This window comes from Bradyrhizobium sp. AUGA SZCCT0160, from assembly GCF_018130105.1.
Lineage (GTDB): Bacteria > Pseudomonadota > Alphaproteobacteria > Rhizobiales > Xanthobacteraceae > Bradyrhizobium.
On record NZ_JAFCMD010000014.1, the window covers coordinates 142911 to 161216 of the forward strand.

At 63.7% G+C, this 18306-nt stretch carries 18 protein-coding genes; 11 read left to right on the forward strand and 7 right to left on the reverse strand.

Translation table 11 applies throughout. The features are described from left to right. Positions 1-2 precede the first annotated feature (2 nt). The gene (locus tag JQ558_RS22420) at positions 3-416 is read right to left on the reverse strand and encodes a Zn-ribbon domain-containing OB-fold protein (RefSeq protein WP_212295116.1); all 414 of its coding nucleotides are present in this window, start codon (positions 414-416) and stop codon (positions 3-5) included. Between the two features lie 204 nt (positions 417-620). Between JQ558_RS22420 and JQ558_RS22425 the strand changes: the two genes are divergently transcribed. From JQ558_RS22425 to JQ558_RS22455, 7 genes are all read left to right on the forward strand, one after another. Further along, positions 621-1961 carry an acyclic terpene utilization AtuA family protein gene (locus JQ558_RS22425; RefSeq protein WP_212295118.1) on the forward strand — a complete coding sequence of 447 codons (1341 nt, stop codon included), beginning with the start codon at positions 621-623 and terminating at the stop codon, positions 1959-1961. A gap of 1 nt (position 1962) precedes the next feature. Next, a complete protein-coding gene (locus JQ558_RS22430) occupies positions 1963-2283 on the forward strand; it encodes a hypothetical protein (protein ID WP_212273635.1) in 321 nt (106 codons plus the stop codon). Positions 2284-2313: 30 nt separating this feature from the next. After that, positions 2314-3672 (forward strand): amidase, encoded by a 1359-nt coding sequence (locus JQ558_RS22435; RefSeq protein ID WP_212295119.1) that lies wholly within the window; start codon positions 2314-2316, stop codon positions 3670-3672. Then, entirely contained in the window at positions 3665-4354 is a 690-nt protein-coding gene (locus JQ558_RS22440; RefSeq protein WP_212295195.1) for a DUF2848 domain-containing protein, read from the forward strand. The genes JQ558_RS22435 and JQ558_RS22440 overlap by 8 nt, the downstream gene beginning before the upstream one ends. A 193-nt stretch (positions 4355-4547) precedes the next feature. Then, the gene (locus JQ558_RS22445) at positions 4548-5294 is read left to right on the forward strand and encodes a 2OG-Fe(II) oxygenase (protein WP_212295121.1); all 747 of its coding nucleotides are present in this window, start codon (positions 4548-4550) and stop codon (positions 5292-5294) included. A gap of 27 nt (positions 5295-5321) precedes the next feature. Further along, on the forward strand, positions 5322-5975 hold the full coding sequence (alkB, locus tag JQ558_RS22450; RefSeq protein ID WP_212295123.1) for a DNA oxidative demethylase AlkB: 654 nt from the start codon (positions 5322-5324) through the stop codon (positions 5973-5975). Between the two features lie 217 nt (positions 5976-6192). Then, positions 6193-7431, forward strand: a complete 1239-nt coding sequence (locus JQ558_RS22455; RefSeq protein WP_212295124.1) for an MFS transporter — start codon at positions 6193-6195, stop codon at positions 7429-7431. On the opposite strand, the gene JQ558_RS22460 is transcribed toward JQ558_RS22455, so the two are convergent. The 6 genes from JQ558_RS22460 to hpaH all read right to left on the reverse strand — a co-directional run bounded on the left by JQ558_RS22460 (position 7432) and on the right by hpaH (position 13838). Then, a complete protein-coding gene (locus JQ558_RS22460) occupies positions 7432-9060 on the reverse strand; it encodes a thiamine pyrophosphate-dependent enzyme (RefSeq protein WP_212295126.1) in 1629 nt (542 codons plus the stop codon). A 26-nt stretch (positions 9061-9086) separates the two neighbouring features. Next, complete coding sequence (locus JQ558_RS22465; protein WP_212295128.1) at positions 9087-9956, reverse strand: fumarylacetoacetate hydrolase family protein; 870 nt, start codon at positions 9954-9956, stop codon at positions 9087-9089. 8 nt (positions 9957-9964) lie between these two features. After that, positions 9965-10948, reverse strand: coding sequence for a 3,4-dihydroxyphenylacetate 2,3-dioxygenase (gene hpaD, locus JQ558_RS22470; RefSeq protein WP_212295130.1), 984 nt, complete (start codon positions 10946-10948; stop codon positions 9965-9967). Positions 10949-11064: 116 nt separating this feature from the next. Continuing rightward, the gene (hpaE, locus tag JQ558_RS22475) at positions 11065-12609 is read right to left on the reverse strand and encodes a 5-carboxymethyl-2-hydroxymuconate semialdehyde dehydrogenase (RefSeq protein ID WP_212295131.1); all 1545 of its coding nucleotides are present in this window, start codon (positions 12607-12609) and stop codon (positions 11065-11067) included. Continuing rightward, a complete protein-coding gene (locus tag JQ558_RS22480; RefSeq protein ID WP_212295133.1) occupies positions 12602-13000 on the reverse strand; it encodes a 5-carboxymethyl-2-hydroxymuconate Delta-isomerase in 399 nt (132 codons plus the stop codon). Before JQ558_RS22480 ends, hpaE begins: the two co-directional genes overlap by 8 nt. A 31-nt stretch (positions 13001-13031) precedes the next feature. Continuing rightward, positions 13032-13838 (reverse strand): 2-oxo-hept-4-ene-1,7-dioate hydratase, encoded by an 807-nt coding sequence (hpaH, locus tag JQ558_RS22485; protein ID WP_212295135.1) that lies wholly within the window; start codon positions 13836-13838, stop codon positions 13032-13034. A 133-nt stretch (positions 13839-13971) separates the two neighbouring features. Here hpaH and hpaR point away from each other — a divergent pair, with 133 nt between their 5' ends. The 4 genes from hpaR to JQ558_RS22505 all read left to right on the forward strand — a co-directional run bounded on the left by hpaR (position 13972) and on the right by JQ558_RS22505 (position 18271). Next, positions 13972-14502: a homoprotocatechuate degradation operon regulator HpaR gene (hpaR, locus tag JQ558_RS22490; protein WP_212295137.1), complete on the forward strand. Its 531-nt coding sequence runs from the start codon at positions 13972-13974 to the stop codon at positions 14500-14502. A gap of 212 nt (positions 14503-14714) precedes the next feature. After that, positions 14715-15800: a malate/lactate/ureidoglycolate dehydrogenase gene (locus JQ558_RS22495; RefSeq protein WP_212295139.1), complete on the forward strand. Its 1086-nt coding sequence runs from the start codon at positions 14715-14717 to the stop codon at positions 15798-15800. Positions 15801-15852: 52 nt separating this feature from the next. After that, positions 15853-16632 carry an HpcH/HpaI aldolase/citrate lyase family protein gene (locus JQ558_RS22500; RefSeq protein WP_212273623.1) on the forward strand — a complete coding sequence of 260 codons (780 nt, stop codon included), beginning with the start codon at positions 15853-15855 and terminating at the stop codon, positions 16630-16632. 115 nt (positions 16633-16747) lie between these two features. Further along, positions 16748-18271: a UxaA family hydrolase gene (locus JQ558_RS22505; protein WP_212205130.1), complete on the forward strand. Its 1524-nt coding sequence runs from the start codon at positions 16748-16750 to the stop codon at positions 18269-18271. Positions 18272-18306 lie beyond the last annotated feature (35 nt).

Here is an 18306-nt window from a genome sequence, read left to right on the forward strand (position 1 = left end):
GCTTAACCCTTCGCCGGACGGAACTGGGGAAGGGTGATCTTGTCGTCGAGTTTTTCGAAGGCGACCTCGAGCTTCATGTCGAGTTCGAGCGCCTCCGGCGTCTGCGGGCAATCGAGGATGTTGCTCATCATGCGCGGTCCTTCGTCGAGCTCGACGACGGCGATCGCGTAAGGCGGCGTGAAGCCGGGTGCGGCGGGGCGATGGTTGATGACGTAGCTGTAAAGCCTGGCCTTGCCGCTCGCCTTGAACACGCTCACCTTGCGCGAGGCGCAGGACGGGCAGAACGGGCGCGGCGGGAAATAGACGTTGGCGCAGGCGTCGCAGCGCTGCAGGCGCAGTTCGCCGGCCGCAGTACCGTCCCAAAAATGCTGGGTTTCCGGGGTCGGCTTCGGTTTAGCGCGCGCTGGCTCTGCCATATCAGGCATTCCTCCTCGAGGCGGGCTTCGGCCCGCATGTTGCGATCTTGATGCGACATTTGACCATTCCGCGTCAACGGTCCAGCCGTGCCGTCGCATGGCCGCATTCCCGCAAGCCGACAGCGCTTGTATGCCAGTGATTTCCCGCGCTAGGGTGTTGCTGATTGCGCCGCACGGAATGTCCGCGGTGACGATGGAGGCGATGTGCGAACGATTCGAATAGGATCCGGTGCCGGCTATTCGGGCGATCGCATCGAGCCCGCGATTGAACTCGCCGAAAAGGGCGACATCCAGTACCTGGTGTTCGAGTGCCTCGGCGAGCGCACGGTAGCGTTGGCGCAGCAGGCGCGCATGAAAAACCTTGACGGCGGCTACGATCCGCTGCTCGAGGAGCGGATGCGCGCGGTGCTGCCGCAGTGTGCCGCCAAAGGTATCAAGATCGTCACCAATATGGGCGCCGCCAATCCGGAAGCCGCCGCGCGCCGGACCGCCGAGATCGCGAAGTCGCTTGGGTTGTCCGCGCTGAAGATCGCCGCCATCGTCGGTGACGACGTGCTCGACGCCTGCAAGGACGGCGATCTGCCGATCATGGAATTCGACGGCACCATCAAGCAGCTCGGCAACCGCTTGCTGTCGGCGAACGCCTATCTCGGCGCCGAGCCAATGGCAGAGGCGCTGAAATCAGGCGCAGATATCGTCATCACCGGGCGGGCTTCGGATCCGGCGCTGTTCCTGGCGCCGATGATCCATGCGTTCGGCTGGGCGATGGACGACTGGAACTTGCTCGGGCAGGGCACCGTTGCGGGGCATCTGCTGGAATGTGCGGGGCAGATCACCGGCGGCTATTTTGCCGATCCCGGTTACAAGGATGTTCCGGATCTCGCCCGGCTCGGTTTTCCGATCGGTGAAGTCGGCGAGGACGGCAGCGTTGTCATCACCAAGGTTGCGGGTTCCGGTGGCGCGGTGACGGCGCGGACCTGCAAGGAGCAGTTGCTCTACGAGGTGCACGATCCCCGGCAGTATTTCCAGCCGGACGTCGTGGCGGATTTTTCGGAAGTGATCGTCGAAGAGATCGGACCGGATCGTGTGCGCGTCAGCGGCGGGCGCGGCCACCGGCGAACCGACACGCTGAAAGTCTCGGTCGGCTATGTCGACAGCTATATCGGCGAGGGGCAGATTTCCTATGCGGGTCCCGGGGCGCTGGCGCGCGGCCGGCTCGCGCTGGAGATCGTGCGCGAGCGGCTGAAACTGACCGGCGTGGTATCCAGCGAGCTGCGGTTTGAACTGGTCGGCGTCGATTCCCTGCACGGCGCGGAAGTCTCTACCCGCGCGAACGAGCCCTATGAAGTGCGCGTTCGGGTCGCCGGGCGCACGGAAAATCTGCGCGAGGCGGTCAGGATCGGCAACGAGGTCGAAACGCTCTATACCAACGGCCCGGCAGCCGGTGGCGGCGCATGGAAATCGGCGCGTGATGTCGTTGCGGTGGCATCGGTGCTGTTGCCCCGCGAACTGGCAAAGCCGCAAGTTCGTTTCGTGGGGGCATAAGGTGAAGCTGCGCGAGATCGCTCATTCCCGCACCGGCGACAAGGGCAACATTTCGAACATTTCCGTCATCGCCTATGACGCGAAGCATTATCCGCTGCTGCGCGAGCAGGTCACCAGCGAACGGGTGAAGGCGCATTTCGCCGGGGTCGTCGAGGGCGAAGTGGTTCGCTACGAGCTGCCCAATCTGTCGGCCTTGAATTTCGTGATGACGCAGGCGCTCGGCGGCGGCGTCACCCGTTCGCTGGCGCTCGATGCCCACGGCAAATCGTTGAGTTCGGCCCTGCTCGATCTCGACATTGAGCCCGGATCAGATGACAAGTAGCAAAGCGAAGAGAAGCAGCGAGAGAAACTCATGCCGAACACAACAACAACACTTGCCTCACTCGCCGCCGATCTCGATAGCGGAGCGACCTCCGCCCGCAAGCTGGTCGAGGAATGTCTCGCCAAAATCTCCGACGCCTCGGGTGAGGGGTCGCGCGCCTTCATCCATGTCGACAAGGAAGGCGCCATTGGTGCGGCCGACGCGATGGACCGGCTGCGCAAGGCCCATGCGGTGCCGTCGCCGTTTGCCGGCATCCCGGTCTCGATCAAGGATCTGTTCGACATCAAGGGGCAGGTGACCCGCGCCGGCTCGCGGGCGCTCGAGGAAGACTGCACGCCGGCAGGAGCCGATGCGCCCGTGGTGGCACGGCTGCGCCGCGCCGGCTTCATCGTGATCGGCCGCACCAACATGACCGAGTTCGCCTATTCCGGCATCGGCATCAACCCGCATTACGGTACGCCGAAAAGCACCTGGAACCGCGGCGTCGGCCACGTGCCTGGCGGCTCGTCTTCGGGCGCGGCGGTCTCGGTCGCCGACGGCATGGCCCATGGCGCGCTCGGCACCGACACCGGCGGCTCATGCCGGATTCCGGCGGCGTTCAACGGCATCGTCGGCTTCAAGCCGACGCAACGCCGCGTGCCGCTCGACGGCGGCGTACCGCTGTCGTCCTCGCTCGACAGTTTTGGGCCGCTGGCGCGCACGGTGCAGTGCTGCGCGACGATGGACGCCGTGCTGGCCGATGAACCCGAATTGCCGGTCTTGCAGCCGCGGCCTGTCAGGGGCATGCGGCTCGCGGTGCCGACCACGGTCGCGCTCGATGATCTCGATGACGAAATCGCAAAGACCTTTGAGCGCGCGTTGGAGACACTGTCGCGGCAGGGCGCGCTGGTCGAACGCATCGAAGTGCCGGAATTCCTCGATGTCGGCGCGATGAACGCCAAGGGCGGCTTTGCAGCATCCGAAAGCTATGCCTGGCACCGCTATTTGATCGTGAGCAAAGGCGATGTCTACGATCCCCGCGTGCACGTCCGCATCCTGCGCGGCGAAGGCATGAGCGCCGCCGACTACATCGATCTGCTCGGCGCGCGAAAATCGTTCATTGCGCATACCGAAGCGCGCATCGCGCCCTATGACGCGCTGGTCATGCCGACCACGGCCAATACCCCGCCCAAGATCGCCGACCTCGCCGACGACAAGGCGTTCGCGACGCAGAACCTGCGTGCGCTTCGCAATTGCACGCTGATCAACATGCTCGACGGCTGCGCGATCTCGCTGCCCGCGCACCGCGAAGGCGAGGTGCCGGTCGGGCTCATGCTCGCAGGCGCCGCCGGAAGAGATCGCTGCATCTTTGAACTTGCGGCCGGAATGGAGAATGTCATCCGTGGTTGATCTTACCTTTACCGTTCAGGACAAGGGCGGCGCGCCGACGCCGCTGACGCTGGCAATCGATCAAGCCGTGATTGCCGGCTGGACCGGGCGCGATCCGGTGGCGCGCGACAAGCACATTGCCGAACTGGAAGCGATCGGAATCGCGCGGCCGGCCTCGACGCCGATCTACTACCGTGTCTCCGCGTGCCGGATCACCACCACTGACAGCATCGAAGTCAGCGGCGGCGATTCCAGCGGTGAGGTCGAGTTCGTGCTGATCGGCTGGCAGGGGCGGATCCTTGTCGGCTGCGGCTCCGACCATACCGATCGCAAGGTGGAAGCCTACAGCGTCACGGTTTCCAAGCAGATGTGCGACAAGCCGATGGCATCCACGCTGTGGGAGCTGGAGGAGATCATCGGCCACTGGGACCAGATGATCCTGCGCTCCTGGGCCATCATCGACGGCAAGAAGATGCTCTATCAGGAGGGCACGCTCGACGGCATGCTGCCGGTGAACGACCTGATCGCGCGCGGCTTCGGCGGCAAAGGCCTGCCGGATGGTTGCGCCATGTTCGGTGGCACCTTCGCGGCCAAAGGCGGCATCCGCCCGGCTGATCGCTTCGAGTTCGAACTGGAAGACCCCGTGCTGAAGCGAAAGATCGGTCACGGCTATGATGTGATTGCGCTGCCGGTGTTGGGTTGATTTGTCGTCCCGGCCTTGAGCCGGGACCCATACCGCGTGATCTGTCGATAAGGCACGACGGCAGAGGCCTTTCGCAACATTCCCGCCGGTGGCTATGGGTCCCGGCCCCCGTGCGCAATTGCGCACTAGGCCGGGACGACGCTTAACGGAAATCGGGTGGCACACCGCTACCCGTCTTGCGAAACTGCCCGCCATGAAAGCCACCGCAAAAACCACCGATCGCCGTCCGTCCCCCGACATCGCCGCCCGCGTCGATGCCATCGACTGGACGCAGGCCACGGCCGATCTCGACGGGCAGGGCTGCGCCGTGCTGAAGGGATTGCTGTCGCCGGACGAATGCCGGGCGATCGCGGCGCTGTATCCTGATGACAGCAAGTTCCGCAGCCGCATCGTGATGGGGCGTCACGGTTTTGGGCGCGGCGAATACAAGTATTTTTCCTATCCACTGCCCGACCTGATCGCGGAACTGCGCCCGGCGCTGTATGCGCGGCTGTGCGGTATTGCCAATCGCTGGAACCAGACGATGGGGATCGATATCCGCTATCCCCTGGCGCATCAGGCATTCCTGAAGCGCTGCCATGACGCGGGGCAAATTCGGCCGACGCCGCTGCTGCTGCAATATGGGCCCGGCGACTACAATTGCCTGCATCAGGATCTCTATGGCGAGCATGTGTTCCCGCTGCAGGTCGCGATCCTGCTCTCGGAACCGGGGCGCGATTTCACCGGTGGTGAATTCGTGCTGACCGAGCAGCGGCCGCGGATGCAGTCGCGGCCCGAGGTGGTGCCGCTCACACAAGGCGACGCGGTGGCATTTGCTGTGCATCACCGCCCGGTGCAGGGGACGCGCGGGTTCTATCGCGTTAATCTGCGCCATGGCGTCAGCCAGATCCGGTCCGGCCACCGTCATACCGTCGGCGTGATCTTTCACGACGCCAAGTAATTCACCGCCATGTGAGTGCGAAGCGCATTGACTGCAGATTTGTTCGACGCCATCGCCGATGTGCCGCCGTCGCGAGAAGCGATGGCCGACGGCGCCGTGCTGCTGCGCGGCTTCGCGCTGCGCTTTGAAGCCGATCTGATTCCGGCGCTGCGCGGGATCGTGGCGCAGGCGCCGTTTCGTCATATGTCGACGCCGGGCGGCCATCAGATGTCGGTGGCGATGACCAATTGCGGCAATGCCGGCTGGGTCACCGATCGCACCGGCTATCGCTATGACGGTGTCGATCCCGAGTCCGGCCAGCCGTGGCCGGCGATGCCCGCGGTGTTTCGCGGACTGGCCGCCGAAGCGGCGACCGAGGGCGGCTTCGAACACTTTTCACCCGATGCCTGCCTGATCAACCGCTACAAGCCAGGCGCCCGGATGTCGCTGCATCAGGACAGGGACGAGCAGGATTTTGTCGCGCCGATCGTCTCGGTGTCGCTTGGGATACCCGCGATCTTCCTGTTCGGGGGATCAAAACGCAGCGACAAGCCGGCCCGGTTTCGGCTGGTGCATGGCGACGTCGTGGTCTGGGGCGGGCCGTCGCGGCTGTTCTTTCACGGCGTGGCCCCGCTGGCCGACGGTGAACACGCCGCCATGGGCCGCCAGCGCATCAATCTGACTTTTCGAAAAGCGCGCTGATGGTCTCTTCCCCTCTCCCCTTGTGGGAGAGGGTGGCTTCGCGAAGCGAAGACGGGTGAGGGGTTGCTTCCTCACGGCAGGATTTCGCGATGACGATAGAGACCCCTCATCCGGCGCTTCGCGCCACCTTCTCCCACAAGGGGAGAAGGAAGAGAGGGAAGGACTTCCCATCGAAGTTTCGTCTGGTCTATGCTCTCCGTCGGGCGGGGAGCGAAATATGACCACGACTGAGGCAAAAGCCGACAGCCGCGCGGGCGCCAGCGGCACCGGCATCTACCTGGCCGTGCTGCAACTGATCTTCACGCTGGGCTGGACCACCTACGTCATCTACCTGCCGAAGCTTGCAGCCCAGGTCGGGATCGCACCCGGCATGGTGATCTTCATCCTGATGCTCGATCAGGCGATCTTCACCATCACCGACACCGCGATGGGAATTGCAGCCGACAAGATCGCACCCTTTATCGGCCGGCTCGGTGTCTTCGTCGGCATCCTGACCGCGATCTCTTGCGCGGCGTTCGTGGCGTTGCCGTTCGTGGCCGGTACGGGTCCGGGCGCGCAAGTCTGGCTCATCGTGCTGATCGTGATCTGGGTCGTGACCTCCTCGGCATTGCGGGCACCCCCGCTGACGCTGCTCGGCAAGCACCGCGCACGGTCACAGGTGCCGTTGCTGGCGGCGCTGGCGATGCTGGGTTACGGCCTGGCCGGCGCGATCTCGCCCTATCTTGGAACGGTGCTGCGCAACCATGATCCGCGGCTGCCGTTCCTGATCTCGGGCGTCGTCCTGCTGCTCACCACATTGGCGCTGTCGAAGGTCGAGCGCGACGCTGTGGCACAAGCGCCCGCCCCGAGCGAGAAGGCAGTCCCACCCAAAGCGCTCAGCACGATCCCGATGTTCTTCATCGCGTCGATGGTGATCCTGTCGCTCGGCTATCAACTGCACTTCAGCCTCAACAGTGCGTCGTTCTTCCTGCGCTTCACGACGCAAGATCAGTTGCAGTGGCTGCTGCCGGTGTTCTGGATCGGCTTCAACATCGCGATGTTTCCGGCGAGTGTCGTGGTCAAGCACCGCGGCGGGCTGATCGTGATGGGTGCCGCCGGCCTGTTGGGCGCGCTGGCAGTGCTCGCCGCAGAATTGTCGAGCAGTCTCAACATCCTGATCGTCGCGCAGTTTGTGGCGGGCGCGGCGTGGGGTTGCATGCTGATGAGCGCGGTATCGGCGGCGCTGGCGATCGGGGACACCGGCGCCGAGGGCAAGGTGATCGGGCTGATGTTTTCAGCGCTGGCGCTGGCGACCTTTGCGCGGATGGCAGCGGTCGCCGGCGGCCTGCAAAAGCTGCCGGAATACGCGCCGCTGTTGCACTGGGCGCCGGTGGCCTGCTGGGCGGTCGCGGGTGCGGGCCTGTTGGTGATCGCAGCTTCGCGGGTACAGCGCGGCGCGATGGCGCGGGGAGCTTAGTTACGGCATCGCCGGATGGATGAACTTCCACGGGCTGACCTCGGAGTCGGTCGGCACTTCCACCGAAATCACATAGGGCCCGCCATCGGCCAGCGCCTTTTCCAGCGCCGGACGAAAGTGATCGGGCGAGGTGACGCGCGCGGCACCGACGCCGAAGGATTCCGCGAGCTTGACGAAATCCGGATTGACGAGATCGGACGCCACCACGCGGCCGTCGAAACGCTCGCGCTGGTCGCGCCGCACATTGCCGTAGGCGTTGTTGTTGAAGACCAACGTCACCACGCCGATCTTGAACTGCACGGCGGTCGACAGCTCCTGCACGCCGAACATGAAGCCGCCGTCGCCCGTGATCGCGACCACTGGCCGGTCCGGATGCGCGACCTTGGCGCCGAGCGCGGTCGGGAAGCCCGAGCCGAGCGTGCCCTGATAGCCCGAGGTAATGAAGGTGCGCGGCTCATAGATCGGAAAACCGTACCAGGAGGCGAAGCCGACCTGCGAGAGTTCGTCGGTGACGATGGCGTTCGCCGGCAGCACCTCGCGCAGGATGTTCAGATAGGCCATCTGCGGCTGGACCTTCTGGATCTCCTGATGCGCGACGGCGGTGGCTTCCCGGATCGCGGAACGCCTGCCGCTGGTCCTGCTGTAGCCGGCCTTTTTCACGGCGGCGACCAGATCGGCGGTGCCGGCCCTGGCATCGGCGACCACGGCGGCGTCCGGCGTCAGCCGCCGCATTTCCGACGGATCGATATCGATACGAATGGACTTCAGGCCGACCGGCTGGAACGGCCACCGAAAGCCCGATGCCGGCAATTCCATGCGCGTCCCGATTCCGATCATCAAATCGGTCTGCGGCCACAGCTTGTAGGCCGCCGCCATCGTCAGCCCTAGTTCGTGCGCGTTGGAGACGATGCCGCGGCCGCTGCGGAACGCCACCACGGGCGCGTCGATCATTTCGGCAAGTTCGAGAATTTCCTCGCGCGCGTCGATCGCGCCGCTGCCGACAAAGATCATCGGCCGCTTGCTGCCGGAGACCAGCGCCGCGGCCGCTTTGATACGATCAGGATCAGGCTGCGGCGCCGGGAAGGGATCGAACGGCTCTGAACCGCCGACCTGCGCACGCTGCGTGAACACGTCCCACGGCATTTCCAATGAGACGGGGCCGCGCCGTCCCGACGACATTTCCTGGAACGCGCGCGATACTTTTGCCGGCGCGTCGTCGGGATATTCGATTCTATCGGCCCATTTCACAAAAGTGCGCAATGTTGCGAGCTGGTCCGGCATCTCGTGCAAATGGCCGCGGCCCTTGCCGAGAAACGCCGTCGGCACCTGGCCAGTCAGGCACAGCACCGGCTCGTTGCAGCCGAATGCCGTCAGCAGCGCCGCACTGGCGTTGAGCACGCCGGGGCCGGGGACCACGCTGAACACGCCGGGCCGTCCGCTGGCGCGCGCATAGCCAAAGGCCATATAGCCGCAGGCCTGCTCGTGTCGCGCGCCGATCACTTTCAGCTGTGCCTGATGGAAGGCGTCGAACAGCCCGTAGACCTGCGCGCCGGGCAGGCCGAACACGGTATCGACGCCGTGCGCGACGAGGCCGTTGACGATCGCTTCGCCGCCGGATGTTGAAGTCATGTCACTGTTCCACCATTGCAGGGTGATCAGGTTTCGTCGGCGACGCCGTTGCGCAAGATGCCGACGCCTTCGGCTTCGACTTCGATCACGTCGCCCGGCTTCAGGTAGCGGGGCGGATCGAACCGTGCGCCGGCGCCCGTCGGTGTTCCCGTCACGATGACGTCACCGGGGACCAGCGTGGTGAAGGTCGAGATGTAGTTGAGGAGGTAGCGGAAACCGAAGATCAGCCGCGAGGTGCGGTCGTCCTGCCGCGTCTCGCCATTGACCTTTGTGGTCAGGCGGACGTCCGCAATTTGTGCTTCACTGGTGTAGGGAACCAGCCATGGGCCAAGACTGCCGGTGGAATCAAAATTCTTGCCCTGCGTGACGTTGAACTTGGCATGCCGCACCCAGTCCCGGATGGTGCCTTCATTGCAGAGCGTGACCGCGGCGACGTGATCCAGCGCGTCGCTCTCCCTGATATGGCGGCCGGCCTTGCCGATCACCAGCACCAGTTCGCCCTCGTAATCGAGCTGCGCTGACGCGCGCGGGCGGATCAGCGGCGCGTTGTGGCCGACAAAGGAGCGCGGCGTGCGCATGAACATGCTGGGAAACTTCGGCGCGTCCTGGCCGTCCTTGTACTCGGCGTTGCGGTCCGGATAGTTCACGCCGATGCAGATGATCTTTTCCGGCGCCGGAATCGGCGGCTGCCACGTGATGGCGTCGAGCGCATGATCCGGCGAGCGCTTTGCGGCGTCCTCGGCCAATTTCATCAGCGCGCCGGCGGCGACGGCTTCGCGCAGCGTCGGATATTCCTGTCCGAAGCGGGCGGAGAGATCGACGATGCCGGCATCGGTGACGGCGCCATATCTGGTGGCGCCGTTGATGGAGTAGGTGGCGAGGCGAGGTGAGGTCATCTGGGATCCTAATCCGCAATCGTGACGTCGGCGACGAACGCCGGTTCGCGCACCGCCTGGCCCGTGAACGGCGAGCCCTGCTCGAACCAGGAGCGCGGCGCCGGTGCGCCCCACAGCGTTTGCCGGCGCGGATCTTTCAGCGACCAGCGCAGCGGCTCGTGGTCATGATCGCCGGTAAAATAATCGCTGGTGTAGAGTTCGAGGCGATGGCCGTCGGGGTCGCGGATGTAGAGGAAGAAGGCGTTCGAAATGCCGTGGCGGCCGGGACCGCGCTCGATATTTTTGAGGAAGCCGCTGGAAGCCATCACGTCGCAGAGATGCAGCACGTTCATCGCCGTCGGCACCCAATAAGCGAAATGGTGCAGGCGAGGGCCCTTGCCGTTGGTGATGGCAAAATCGTGCACATTGCCCTTGCGGTGCATCCAGGCCGCCGCGATGCGCCCGTTCGGCCCGTCCTCCTCGCCATATTCGGTCAGGCGGAAACCGAGCCGCGCGTAGAAGTCGACGGTGCCCTGCACCTCGGCTGCAAAGATGTTGAAGTGATCGAGCCGCTGCGGATGACAGCCCTTGTAGAGGTCGTAGCGCCGCAGCAGATGAGGGCGCTTCTCCATCGTCGCGTAGAGTTCGATCTGAAAGCCGAAGGGATCGGTGAAGTGCAACGTGCGGCCCTGGAACGGCTGCTCGGCGAAGGCATAGGTGATGCCGTTCTCGGAGAAGAAGCTGGCAGCCTTGTCGAGATCGCCGTCATTGCCGACCTTGAAGCCGAGCCGGTTGCAGGCCGCGGCTTGCGCCTTGCGCAGCACCAGCGAGTGGTGCTGATGCTCCTCGGCGCCGCGCAGATAGACCGCCTTGTCGTCGCGGTCCTCGACATGGAGGCCGACGGTCTTTTCGTAGAAGTCGCTAGAGGCGTTCAAATCCGTCACGTCGAGCACGGCGTGGCTGGAGCGGATGATGTTGAACGGCGGATCGAAGATGTGTGTAGGTACCGGCATGTCACTTTCCCAGTTTCGCGGTGTTGCTTCTCCTCATGGTGAGGAGGCGCTCTTGCGCCGTCTCGAACCATGAGGCCCGTAACCGATCCTTCGAGACGTGCGCTTGCGCGCGCTCCTCAGGATGAGGTCGTGCCTAAACGCTGTATCTTGTGCGTCCCGCGCGCCAGCGAGACGTGTTTGGTTTCCATGTAGAAGTCGAACGAGTAATCGCCGCCGTCGCGGCCGATGCCGGACGATTTCATGCCGCCGAACGGCGTCGGCAGATGACGGACGTTTTCGGAGTTGAGCCAGATCATGCCGGCTTCCAGCGCGTCCGCGACGCGTAGCGCCCGGCCCATGTCGCCGGTCCAGACGTAGCCGGTGAGGCCGTACTGCACGCCATTGGCGATCTCGATCGCGTCCTTTTCATCCTTGAACGGAATGACGGTCAGGAACGGACCGAACACTTCTTCCTGCGCGACACGCATTTTGGCGTGCGCACCGGTGACCAGCGTCGGTTGGACATAATGCCCGCCGCCGGGGCCGTCATGCGGCTTGCCGCCGACCGCAATGGTCGCGCCATCCTTCTGTGCGACGTCGAAATAGCTGCAGACTTTTGCAAGATGCCGCTCGTGGATCAGCGGGCCGATTTCTGTGACGGGATCGAGGGGATGGCCGACCTTCAGCGCCTTGACCCGCGCCGTCAGCTTTTCGATGAATCTTTCGGCGATGCCCTGCTGGACCAGCAGCCGGCTCGACGAGGTGCAGCGCTCGCCGTTGAGCGAGTAGATCATGAAGACCACCGCATCGAGCGCACGGTCCAGATCAGCGTCGTCGAACACGATCACGGGGTTCTTGCCGCCGAGCTCGAAATGCACGCGCTTCAAGGTCGGCGCGCCCTGCGCCATGATCGCCGAACCCGTCGAACTCTCGCCGACGAACCCGATCGCCTTGATCGCGGGATGTTCGGTCAGCGCCTTGCCGGCCTCTTCGCCGATGCCGTGTACGGTGTTGAGCACGCCGCCGGGCACGCCGGCCTGTTTTACCAGTTTTGCCAGGAGGTCAGCCGTCACCGGCGACCACTCGGCAGGCTTGTGCACGACAGTGCAGCCGGCGGCGAGCGCCGGCGCGATTTTCCAGGTCGACAGCATGAACGGCGTGTTCCACGGCGTGATGACGCCGACCGGACCGATCGGCACCCTGGTCGAGAGGTTCCAGTGCTCCTCGCTCGGCGTGCTGAGCCCGTCGCGGGCTTCAGCGCATCTGTCGGCAAAGAAGCGGAAATTCTCCGCGGCGCGGATCGCCGCCTTGGCCATGAAGCGATGGGCCTGGCCGGTATCGATGCATTCGAGCACGGCGATATCGTCGGCGCGGTCTTCGATGGCATCGGCCACCCGATGCAGCAGCTTCTTGCGCGTCGTCGCCGGCATATCGCGCCAGGATTTGAACGCCTGCGACGCCGCCGTGGCGGCGCGGTCGATATCATCAGGCTTGCCGCGCGCGACGGAGGCCAGCACCGCGCCATCGACCGGCGATTTGGTCTCGAACGTCTGTCCTGAAATCGACGGTACCACCTTGCCGTCGATCATGTGCCCGATGCCCTCGTCCTTCAGCTTGGCGAGCAGGGGAGCCGCGCGGTCGCGGTTGGCCTGGAATACGTCCTTCGGTGTCGCCTTATCCATTGACCGTCTCCACCTTCAAGGCTTCGTGGATGTTGTTGCGCTTCCAGCTGGTGTCCTTGTCGTTGATCTGCATATCGAACGACAATGCGAACTTTGTCTCGGTGAATACCGGATCGAGATGGGTCGAGAGGGCCTTGAAAATGTGCTCGCCGGCCTTCTTTCGGGTGGCGAGATCGCGGCCTTCGCCGAGCCGCAGCACCATGTCGAGGAAGCCGTAATCGAGTCTGTTGTCAGCGATGGCATAGTGCTCGCATTTGATCGCCCGGACACGGATGCCGCCGAGCGGGAAGATACCGGTTTCAACCGCGGCCTTGCGTACCAGTTCCACGACAGCACCCATATCGACGCGTCCGTCGAGGTTGGCTGAATATTCGATCGTGAAATGCGGCATGTCCTTAACTCCAGCGTTTCCCGCGAAAGCATCAAGCGAAGTAGCAGCTCACCGAGCCGTAGGGACCATAGTCGGCCTGGATCGTGTCGCCTTTGCGGGTTTCGATCGGGCGAATGAACGATCCCGCCAGCACCACTTGCCCCGCTTCCAGGGCCAGGCCATTCGGCGCGATCTTGTTGGCAAGCCAGGCCACTGAGGTGGCGGGATGATTGAGCACCCCGGCGGCCAGCCCGGTCTCTTCCAGCTGGCCGTTGCGAAAGCATAGCGCGCCGATCCAGCGCAGGTCGACGTCCATCGGGCGGATCGGCCGGCCGCCGAGCACGATGCCGGCATTGGCGGCGTTATCGGCGATGGTGTCGAAGATTTTTCGCGTTGCCTTGGTTTGCGGATCGACCCGCTCGACGCGGGTATCGAGAATTTCCAGCGCCGGCACCACGAAATCGGTGGCGTTGAGTACATCGAACATGGTGCAGTCAGGGCCGGAAAGCCGGGTCTTCATCACGAATGCCAGTTCGGCCTCGACGCGGGTGGCGATGAAGCGGTCCGATGGCACAAGACCACCGTCGGCAAAGAACATGTCGTCGAGCAGGATGCCGGAATCCGGCTCGTTGATATTGAGCGCGCTCTGCATCGCCTTCGAGGTCAGGCCGATCTTGTGGCCTTTGACAATGCGGCCCTGCGCGATCTTCATGTCGACCCACGCCTTCTGGATCGCGTAGGCATCTGCGATTGAAATGCCGGGATGTTCGAGCGAAATCTGCCGGATCTGCGTGCGGGTCTTTTCCGCATGGTCCAGCCGCTCGGCGGCGGCGCGAATCTGGTCGTTGGAAAGGGCCATATGCTCTCAGCAAAAAGAGGGTGCCGGCAGATGATTAACATGTTAAGTGATATTGATCAAACCGAATCCACGCTTGCTGCACCGCAAAACGTTATTCCCTTTGATCAGCATTACTGATGGCGGACGATTGGCGATGGCACGGAAGAAATCGGAGACAGGATCCAGCACAGAAGTGGCAGAGACCGGCCGTCGCGCGCCGATGCGCGACTTCTCGCGTTCGTTGCCGATGTCGCTGCTGCGCGCCCGCGAGGCCGTGATGCGACAGTTCCGCCCGTCCTTGCGCAATCACGGCCTCACCGAACAGCAATGGCGGATCCTGCGCGCGCTCACGACCGTGGATGCCATTGAAGTCACCGAACTGGCGCGCGTCGCGTTTCTGCTGGGACCAAGCCTGTCGCGCATCCTGCGCGACCTCGAGGCGCGGCAGTTGATCGAGCGCCGTACGGCCAAGGCCGATCTGCGCCGCGCCGTGGTGTCGATATCGGCCAAGGGATTGAAACTGATCGAGGCGGTGGCGCCGACCTCGGAAGCGATCTACGCCGAAATCACCAGCCGATATGGTGCCCGCAAGCTTGCCGAATTGCAGGAGATGCTGGGCGTGCTGGAACGCAGCCTCGTGGCCATGGAAGTGGCAGGCGAGGAAGGCGGCGAGATCGAGGAGTGAGCACAAATTTGCATGATGCTACCGGCGCCACGCATAGCGGGCGGCAAATGATTGCAATCATTGCCGGAGTGCGACTGAGGCCATAGACACGCACGCGATTTTTCGCTCAAAGTGCAGCCAAGCTGGTCGTGAAAACCGGCGCGGGAGCTAGCGGTTTCGTCGCGGGATGATGCGGCTGGACCGAAAGACGAAAAACAGGCTGAACTCCAGACATGGTCACGATCCAAGTCAGCAATTTGATCGATTTCGTTGCCGAGGTTTTTTCCCGCTCGAAATCCTCACCTGAAGAAGCAAGGCGTATCGCGACCTATCTGACCACAGCCAATCTGACCGGCCATGACAGCCATGGCGTGATCCGGGTACCGCTCTACGTCAGCTGGCAGCAAAAGGGTTCGGTGGTTCCCGATCAGATCGCCGAAGTTGTGGTCGATACGCCTTCGCTCGCTGTCATTGACGGCAAGTTCGGCTACGGACAGACGGTGACGCCGCAAGCCGTGCGGATCGGCATCGAGAAATGCAGGAAGGCGGGGCTGGCCGCGATCGCGCTGCGCAACGCCGGCCATATCGGCCGCGTCGGTGACTGGGCGGAGATGGCTGCGGCCGAAGGCCTGGTCTCGGTGCATTTCGTCAACGCGGCCGGCTCGCTGCTGGTTGCGCCCTATGGCGGCGTCGAGAAACGGCTGTCGACCGCACCTTACTGCGTCGGCATTCCGCGAAAGGGCCAGGATCCGATCGTGCTCGATTTTGCGACCTCGGTCGTCGCCGAAGGCAAGGTGCTGGTCGCAAGCCGCGGCGGCAAGAAATTGCCAAAGGGAGCTTTGGTCGATGCCGACGGCACGCTAAGCGAAGATCCGGCGGTGCTGTACGGGCCGCACAGCGCGGAAGGCCCGCGCGATCACACCAAGGGTACCGGCGCGATCCGCGCGTTCGGCGAGCACAAGGGATCAGGGCTCGCGTTCATCTGCGAATTGCTCGGCGGCGCATTGACCGGCACCGGTGCTACTTCGGCGGACCGGCAATTCGCCAACGGGATGCTCGCGATCTATGTCGATCCCAAGGTGGTCGACACCAGCAATTTCTTCGACGGCGAAATCTCGCGCTATGTCGACTTCATCCGGGCCACCAAGCCGATCTCAGGCGTTGATACCGTGCTGATCCCCGGCGACCCCGAGAAGAAAATGCGTGCCGACCGCACCAAGAATGGTGTGCCGCTGCCTGACGATACCTGGGCAGCGATCGTCAATACCGCCCGCGAGGTCGGTGTCAGCGAGGTCAGTATCCAGCGGGCCGTGAGCTAGGCTGTTCAGTGAAATCCACCGATTGCAACGATCACAAAAGGAAACGCGATCAATGACTACAAACAACGTCAAGAAAGTCTGGGCTTCGGGCAAGGCCGTAGTCAACGCCTGGCTGGCCATCCCGTCAGGGTTTTCGGCCGAAGTGATCGCGCAATGCGGCTTCGACAGCGTCACCGTGGATATGCAGCACGGTGTGCAGGATTACCTGTCGATGGTGCAGTGTTTCCAGGCGATGAACGGTCACCCGGTGACGCCGATGGTCCGCGTTCCCTGGAACGAGCCGGGCATCATCGGCAAGGTGCTCGATGGCGGCGCCTATGGCGTGATCTGCCCGATGATCAACACGCCGGAGGAAGCGAAGAACCTGGTTCAGTATGCGAAGTATCCGCCGAAGGGCACGCGTTCGAACGGCCCGATCCGCTCCGGCATGTACGGTTCCGCCGGCACCTATCAGCAGACCGCCAATGACGAAATCGTGCTGCTGCCGATGATGGAGACCAAGACCGCGGTCGAGAACATGGAAGCGATCCTCGATGTCGAGGGCATCAACGGCGTCTATATCGGCCCCTCCGATCTCGGCTTCTCCTATGGCCTGGTGCCGAAGCTCGACCGCGAGGAGCCGGAAATCCTCAAGATCTACGAGAAGATCATCAAGGAATGCGGCAAGCGCGGTCTGCACGCCGGCATCCACTGCTCGGGTGCAGAAGGCGCAGTCCGCGCGATCAACATGGGCTTCAAGCTGGTGACGCTGTCGAACGAGAGCGGCCTGATGGCGACCTACGCCAAGATGCAGGTGAACCAGACCCGCAAGGACTCAGCCGGCAAGGCGTAAGACTCGCGAATAGCGAGTAGCGAATGGCGAATAGGGTTTCGAGAGAGTAGCGAGTGGAGTAAAACCATTCGCTACTCGCCACTCGCTATTCGCCAACTTAGCCAGGAGACCTGTCATGGCCCCAGCCCCCGTGATCCGCCTGCACCCCGATGATGGCGTGCTGATTGCACGTTCCAGCCTGCCGGCGGGCATGGTCGTGGCCGACGGCGTCACCACGGTCGAGCGGATTCCCGCCGGCCACAAGGTGGCGATCAAGCCGATCGCGGCCGGCGAGCCGGTGCGGCGTTACGGCCAGATCATCGGCTTTGCGACGATTCCTATCGCGCCGGGCCAGCACGTCCACACCCAGAATTGCGGCATGGGCGATTTTTCCAAGGACTATGCGTTCGGCGTCGACGTCACCCCGACACCGAATTTCGACCTGCCCGCGACCTTCGACGGCATTCGCCGTTCCGACGGGCGGGTCGCGACCCGCAACTATATCGGCATTCTCACCTCGGTGAATTGCAGCGCGCATGTCGCCGGTATCGTCGCTGACATGTTCAAGAAAAATCCGTTCACCGGCGACAATCCGCTCGCGGATTTTCCCAATGTCGACGGCGTGGTGGCGCTGACGCATAAGACCGGCTGCGGCATGACGCAGGACGAACCGCTGGCGCTGCTACGGCGGACGCTCGGCGGTTACGCACGGCATGCGAATTTTTCGGCCGTCGTGGTGCTCGGCCTCGGCTGCGAGGTCAACCAGATCGGCGGCTTGATGCAGGAGCAGAAGCTCGCGGGCCGTCTGCGCGCGATGGACATCCAGGAAGTCGGCGGCACCCGCAAGACCGTGGAAGCTGGCGTCGCCTTTGTGCGCGAGGCGTTGATCGACGCGAATAAAGTGAAGCGCGAGCCGGTACCGGCGAGCGAACTGACCGTGGCCCTGCAATGTGGCGGCTCCGACGGCTATTCCGGTGTATCCGCCAATCCGGCGCTGGGAGCTGCGAGCGATCTGCTGGTGCGCCATGGCGGCACCGTCATTCTGTCGGAAACGCCAGAGACCTATGGCGCCGAACATCTGCTGACGCGGCGCGCGGTCAGCCGCGAGGTCGGCGAGAAACTCGTCGGCCTGATGCGCTGGTGGGATGAATACACGGCGCGGGAAGGCGCCGAGATGAACGCCAATCCGAGCCCCGGCAACAAGGCCGGCGGCCTCACGACCATTCTGGAAAAGTCACTGGGCGCGATGGCCAAGGCCGGCACCACCAATTTGGTCGACGTGCTGAACTACGCCGAGCCCGTCACCAAGAAGGGTTTTGTGTTCATGGATACGCCCGGCTACGACCCGGTCGCGGCGACCGGGCAGGTGGCTGGCGGTGCCAATCTGGTCTGCTTCACCACCGGCCGCGGCAGCGTGTTCGGCTGCAAGCCCGCGCCCTCGATCAAGCTTGCGACCAACACGCCGATGTACACCCGCATGGAAGAGGACATGGACGTCAATTGCGGCACCATCCTCGACGGCCAGGAGACCGTGCAGGAATGCGGCCAGCGCATCTTCGAACTGATGCTGAAAACCGCATCCGGCCAGCCGACCAAGAGCGAGAGCTTTGACTTCGGCGGCGCGGAGTTCGCGCCATGGGTGATTGGCGCGACGATGTAGATGACGCACATTCCGCTGTCGTCCCGGCCTTGAGC

Coding starts and splice junctions, on each gene's coding strand:
- JQ558_RS22420 (WP_212295116.1), bottom strand. CDS start 416: ATGGCAGAGCCAGCGCGCGCTAAACCGAAGCCGACCCCGGAAACCCAG.
- JQ558_RS22435 (WP_212295119.1), top strand. CDS start 2,314: ATGCCGAACACAACAACAACACTTGCCTCACTCGCCGCCGATCTCGAT.
- JQ558_RS22445 (WP_212295121.1), top strand. CDS start 4,548: ATGAAAGCCACCGCAAAAACCACCGATCGCCGTCCGTCCCCCGACATC.
- JQ558_RS22455 (WP_212295124.1), top strand. CDS start 6,193: ATGACCACGACTGAGGCAAAAGCCGACAGCCGCGCGGGCGCCAGCGGC.
- JQ558_RS22460 (WP_212295126.1), bottom strand. CDS start 9,060: ATGACTTCAACATCCGGCGGCGAAGCGATCGTCAACGGCCTCGTCGCG.
- JQ558_RS22465 (WP_212295128.1), bottom strand. CDS start 9,956: ATGACCTCACCTCGCCTCGCCACCTACTCCATCAACGGCGCCACCAGA.
- hpaD (WP_212295130.1), bottom strand. CDS start 10,948: ATGCCGGTACCTACACACATCTTCGATCCGCCGTTCAACATCATCCGC.
- hpaE (WP_212295131.1), bottom strand. CDS start 12,609: ATGGATAAGGCGACACCGAAGGACGTATTCCAGGCCAACCGCGACCGC.
- JQ558_RS22480 (WP_212295133.1), bottom strand. CDS start 13,000: ATGCCGCATTTCACGATCGAATATTCAGCCAACCTCGACGGACGCGTC.
- hpaH (WP_212295135.1), bottom strand. CDS start 13,838: ATGGCCCTTTCCAACGACCAGATTCGCGCCGCCGCCGAGCGGCTGGAC.
- hpaR (WP_212295137.1), top strand. CDS start 13,972: ATGGCACGGAAGAAATCGGAGACAGGATCCAGCACAGAAGTGGCAGAG.
- JQ558_RS22495 (WP_212295139.1), top strand. CDS start 14,715: ATGGTCACGATCCAAGTCAGCAATTTGATCGATTTCGTTGCCGAGGTT.
- JQ558_RS22500 (WP_212273623.1), top strand. CDS start 15,853: ATGACTACAAACAACGTCAAGAAAGTCTGGGCTTCGGGCAAGGCCGTA.
- JQ558_RS22505 (WP_212205130.1), top strand. CDS start 16,748: ATGGCCCCAGCCCCCGTGATCCGCCTGCACCCCGATGATGGCGTGCTG.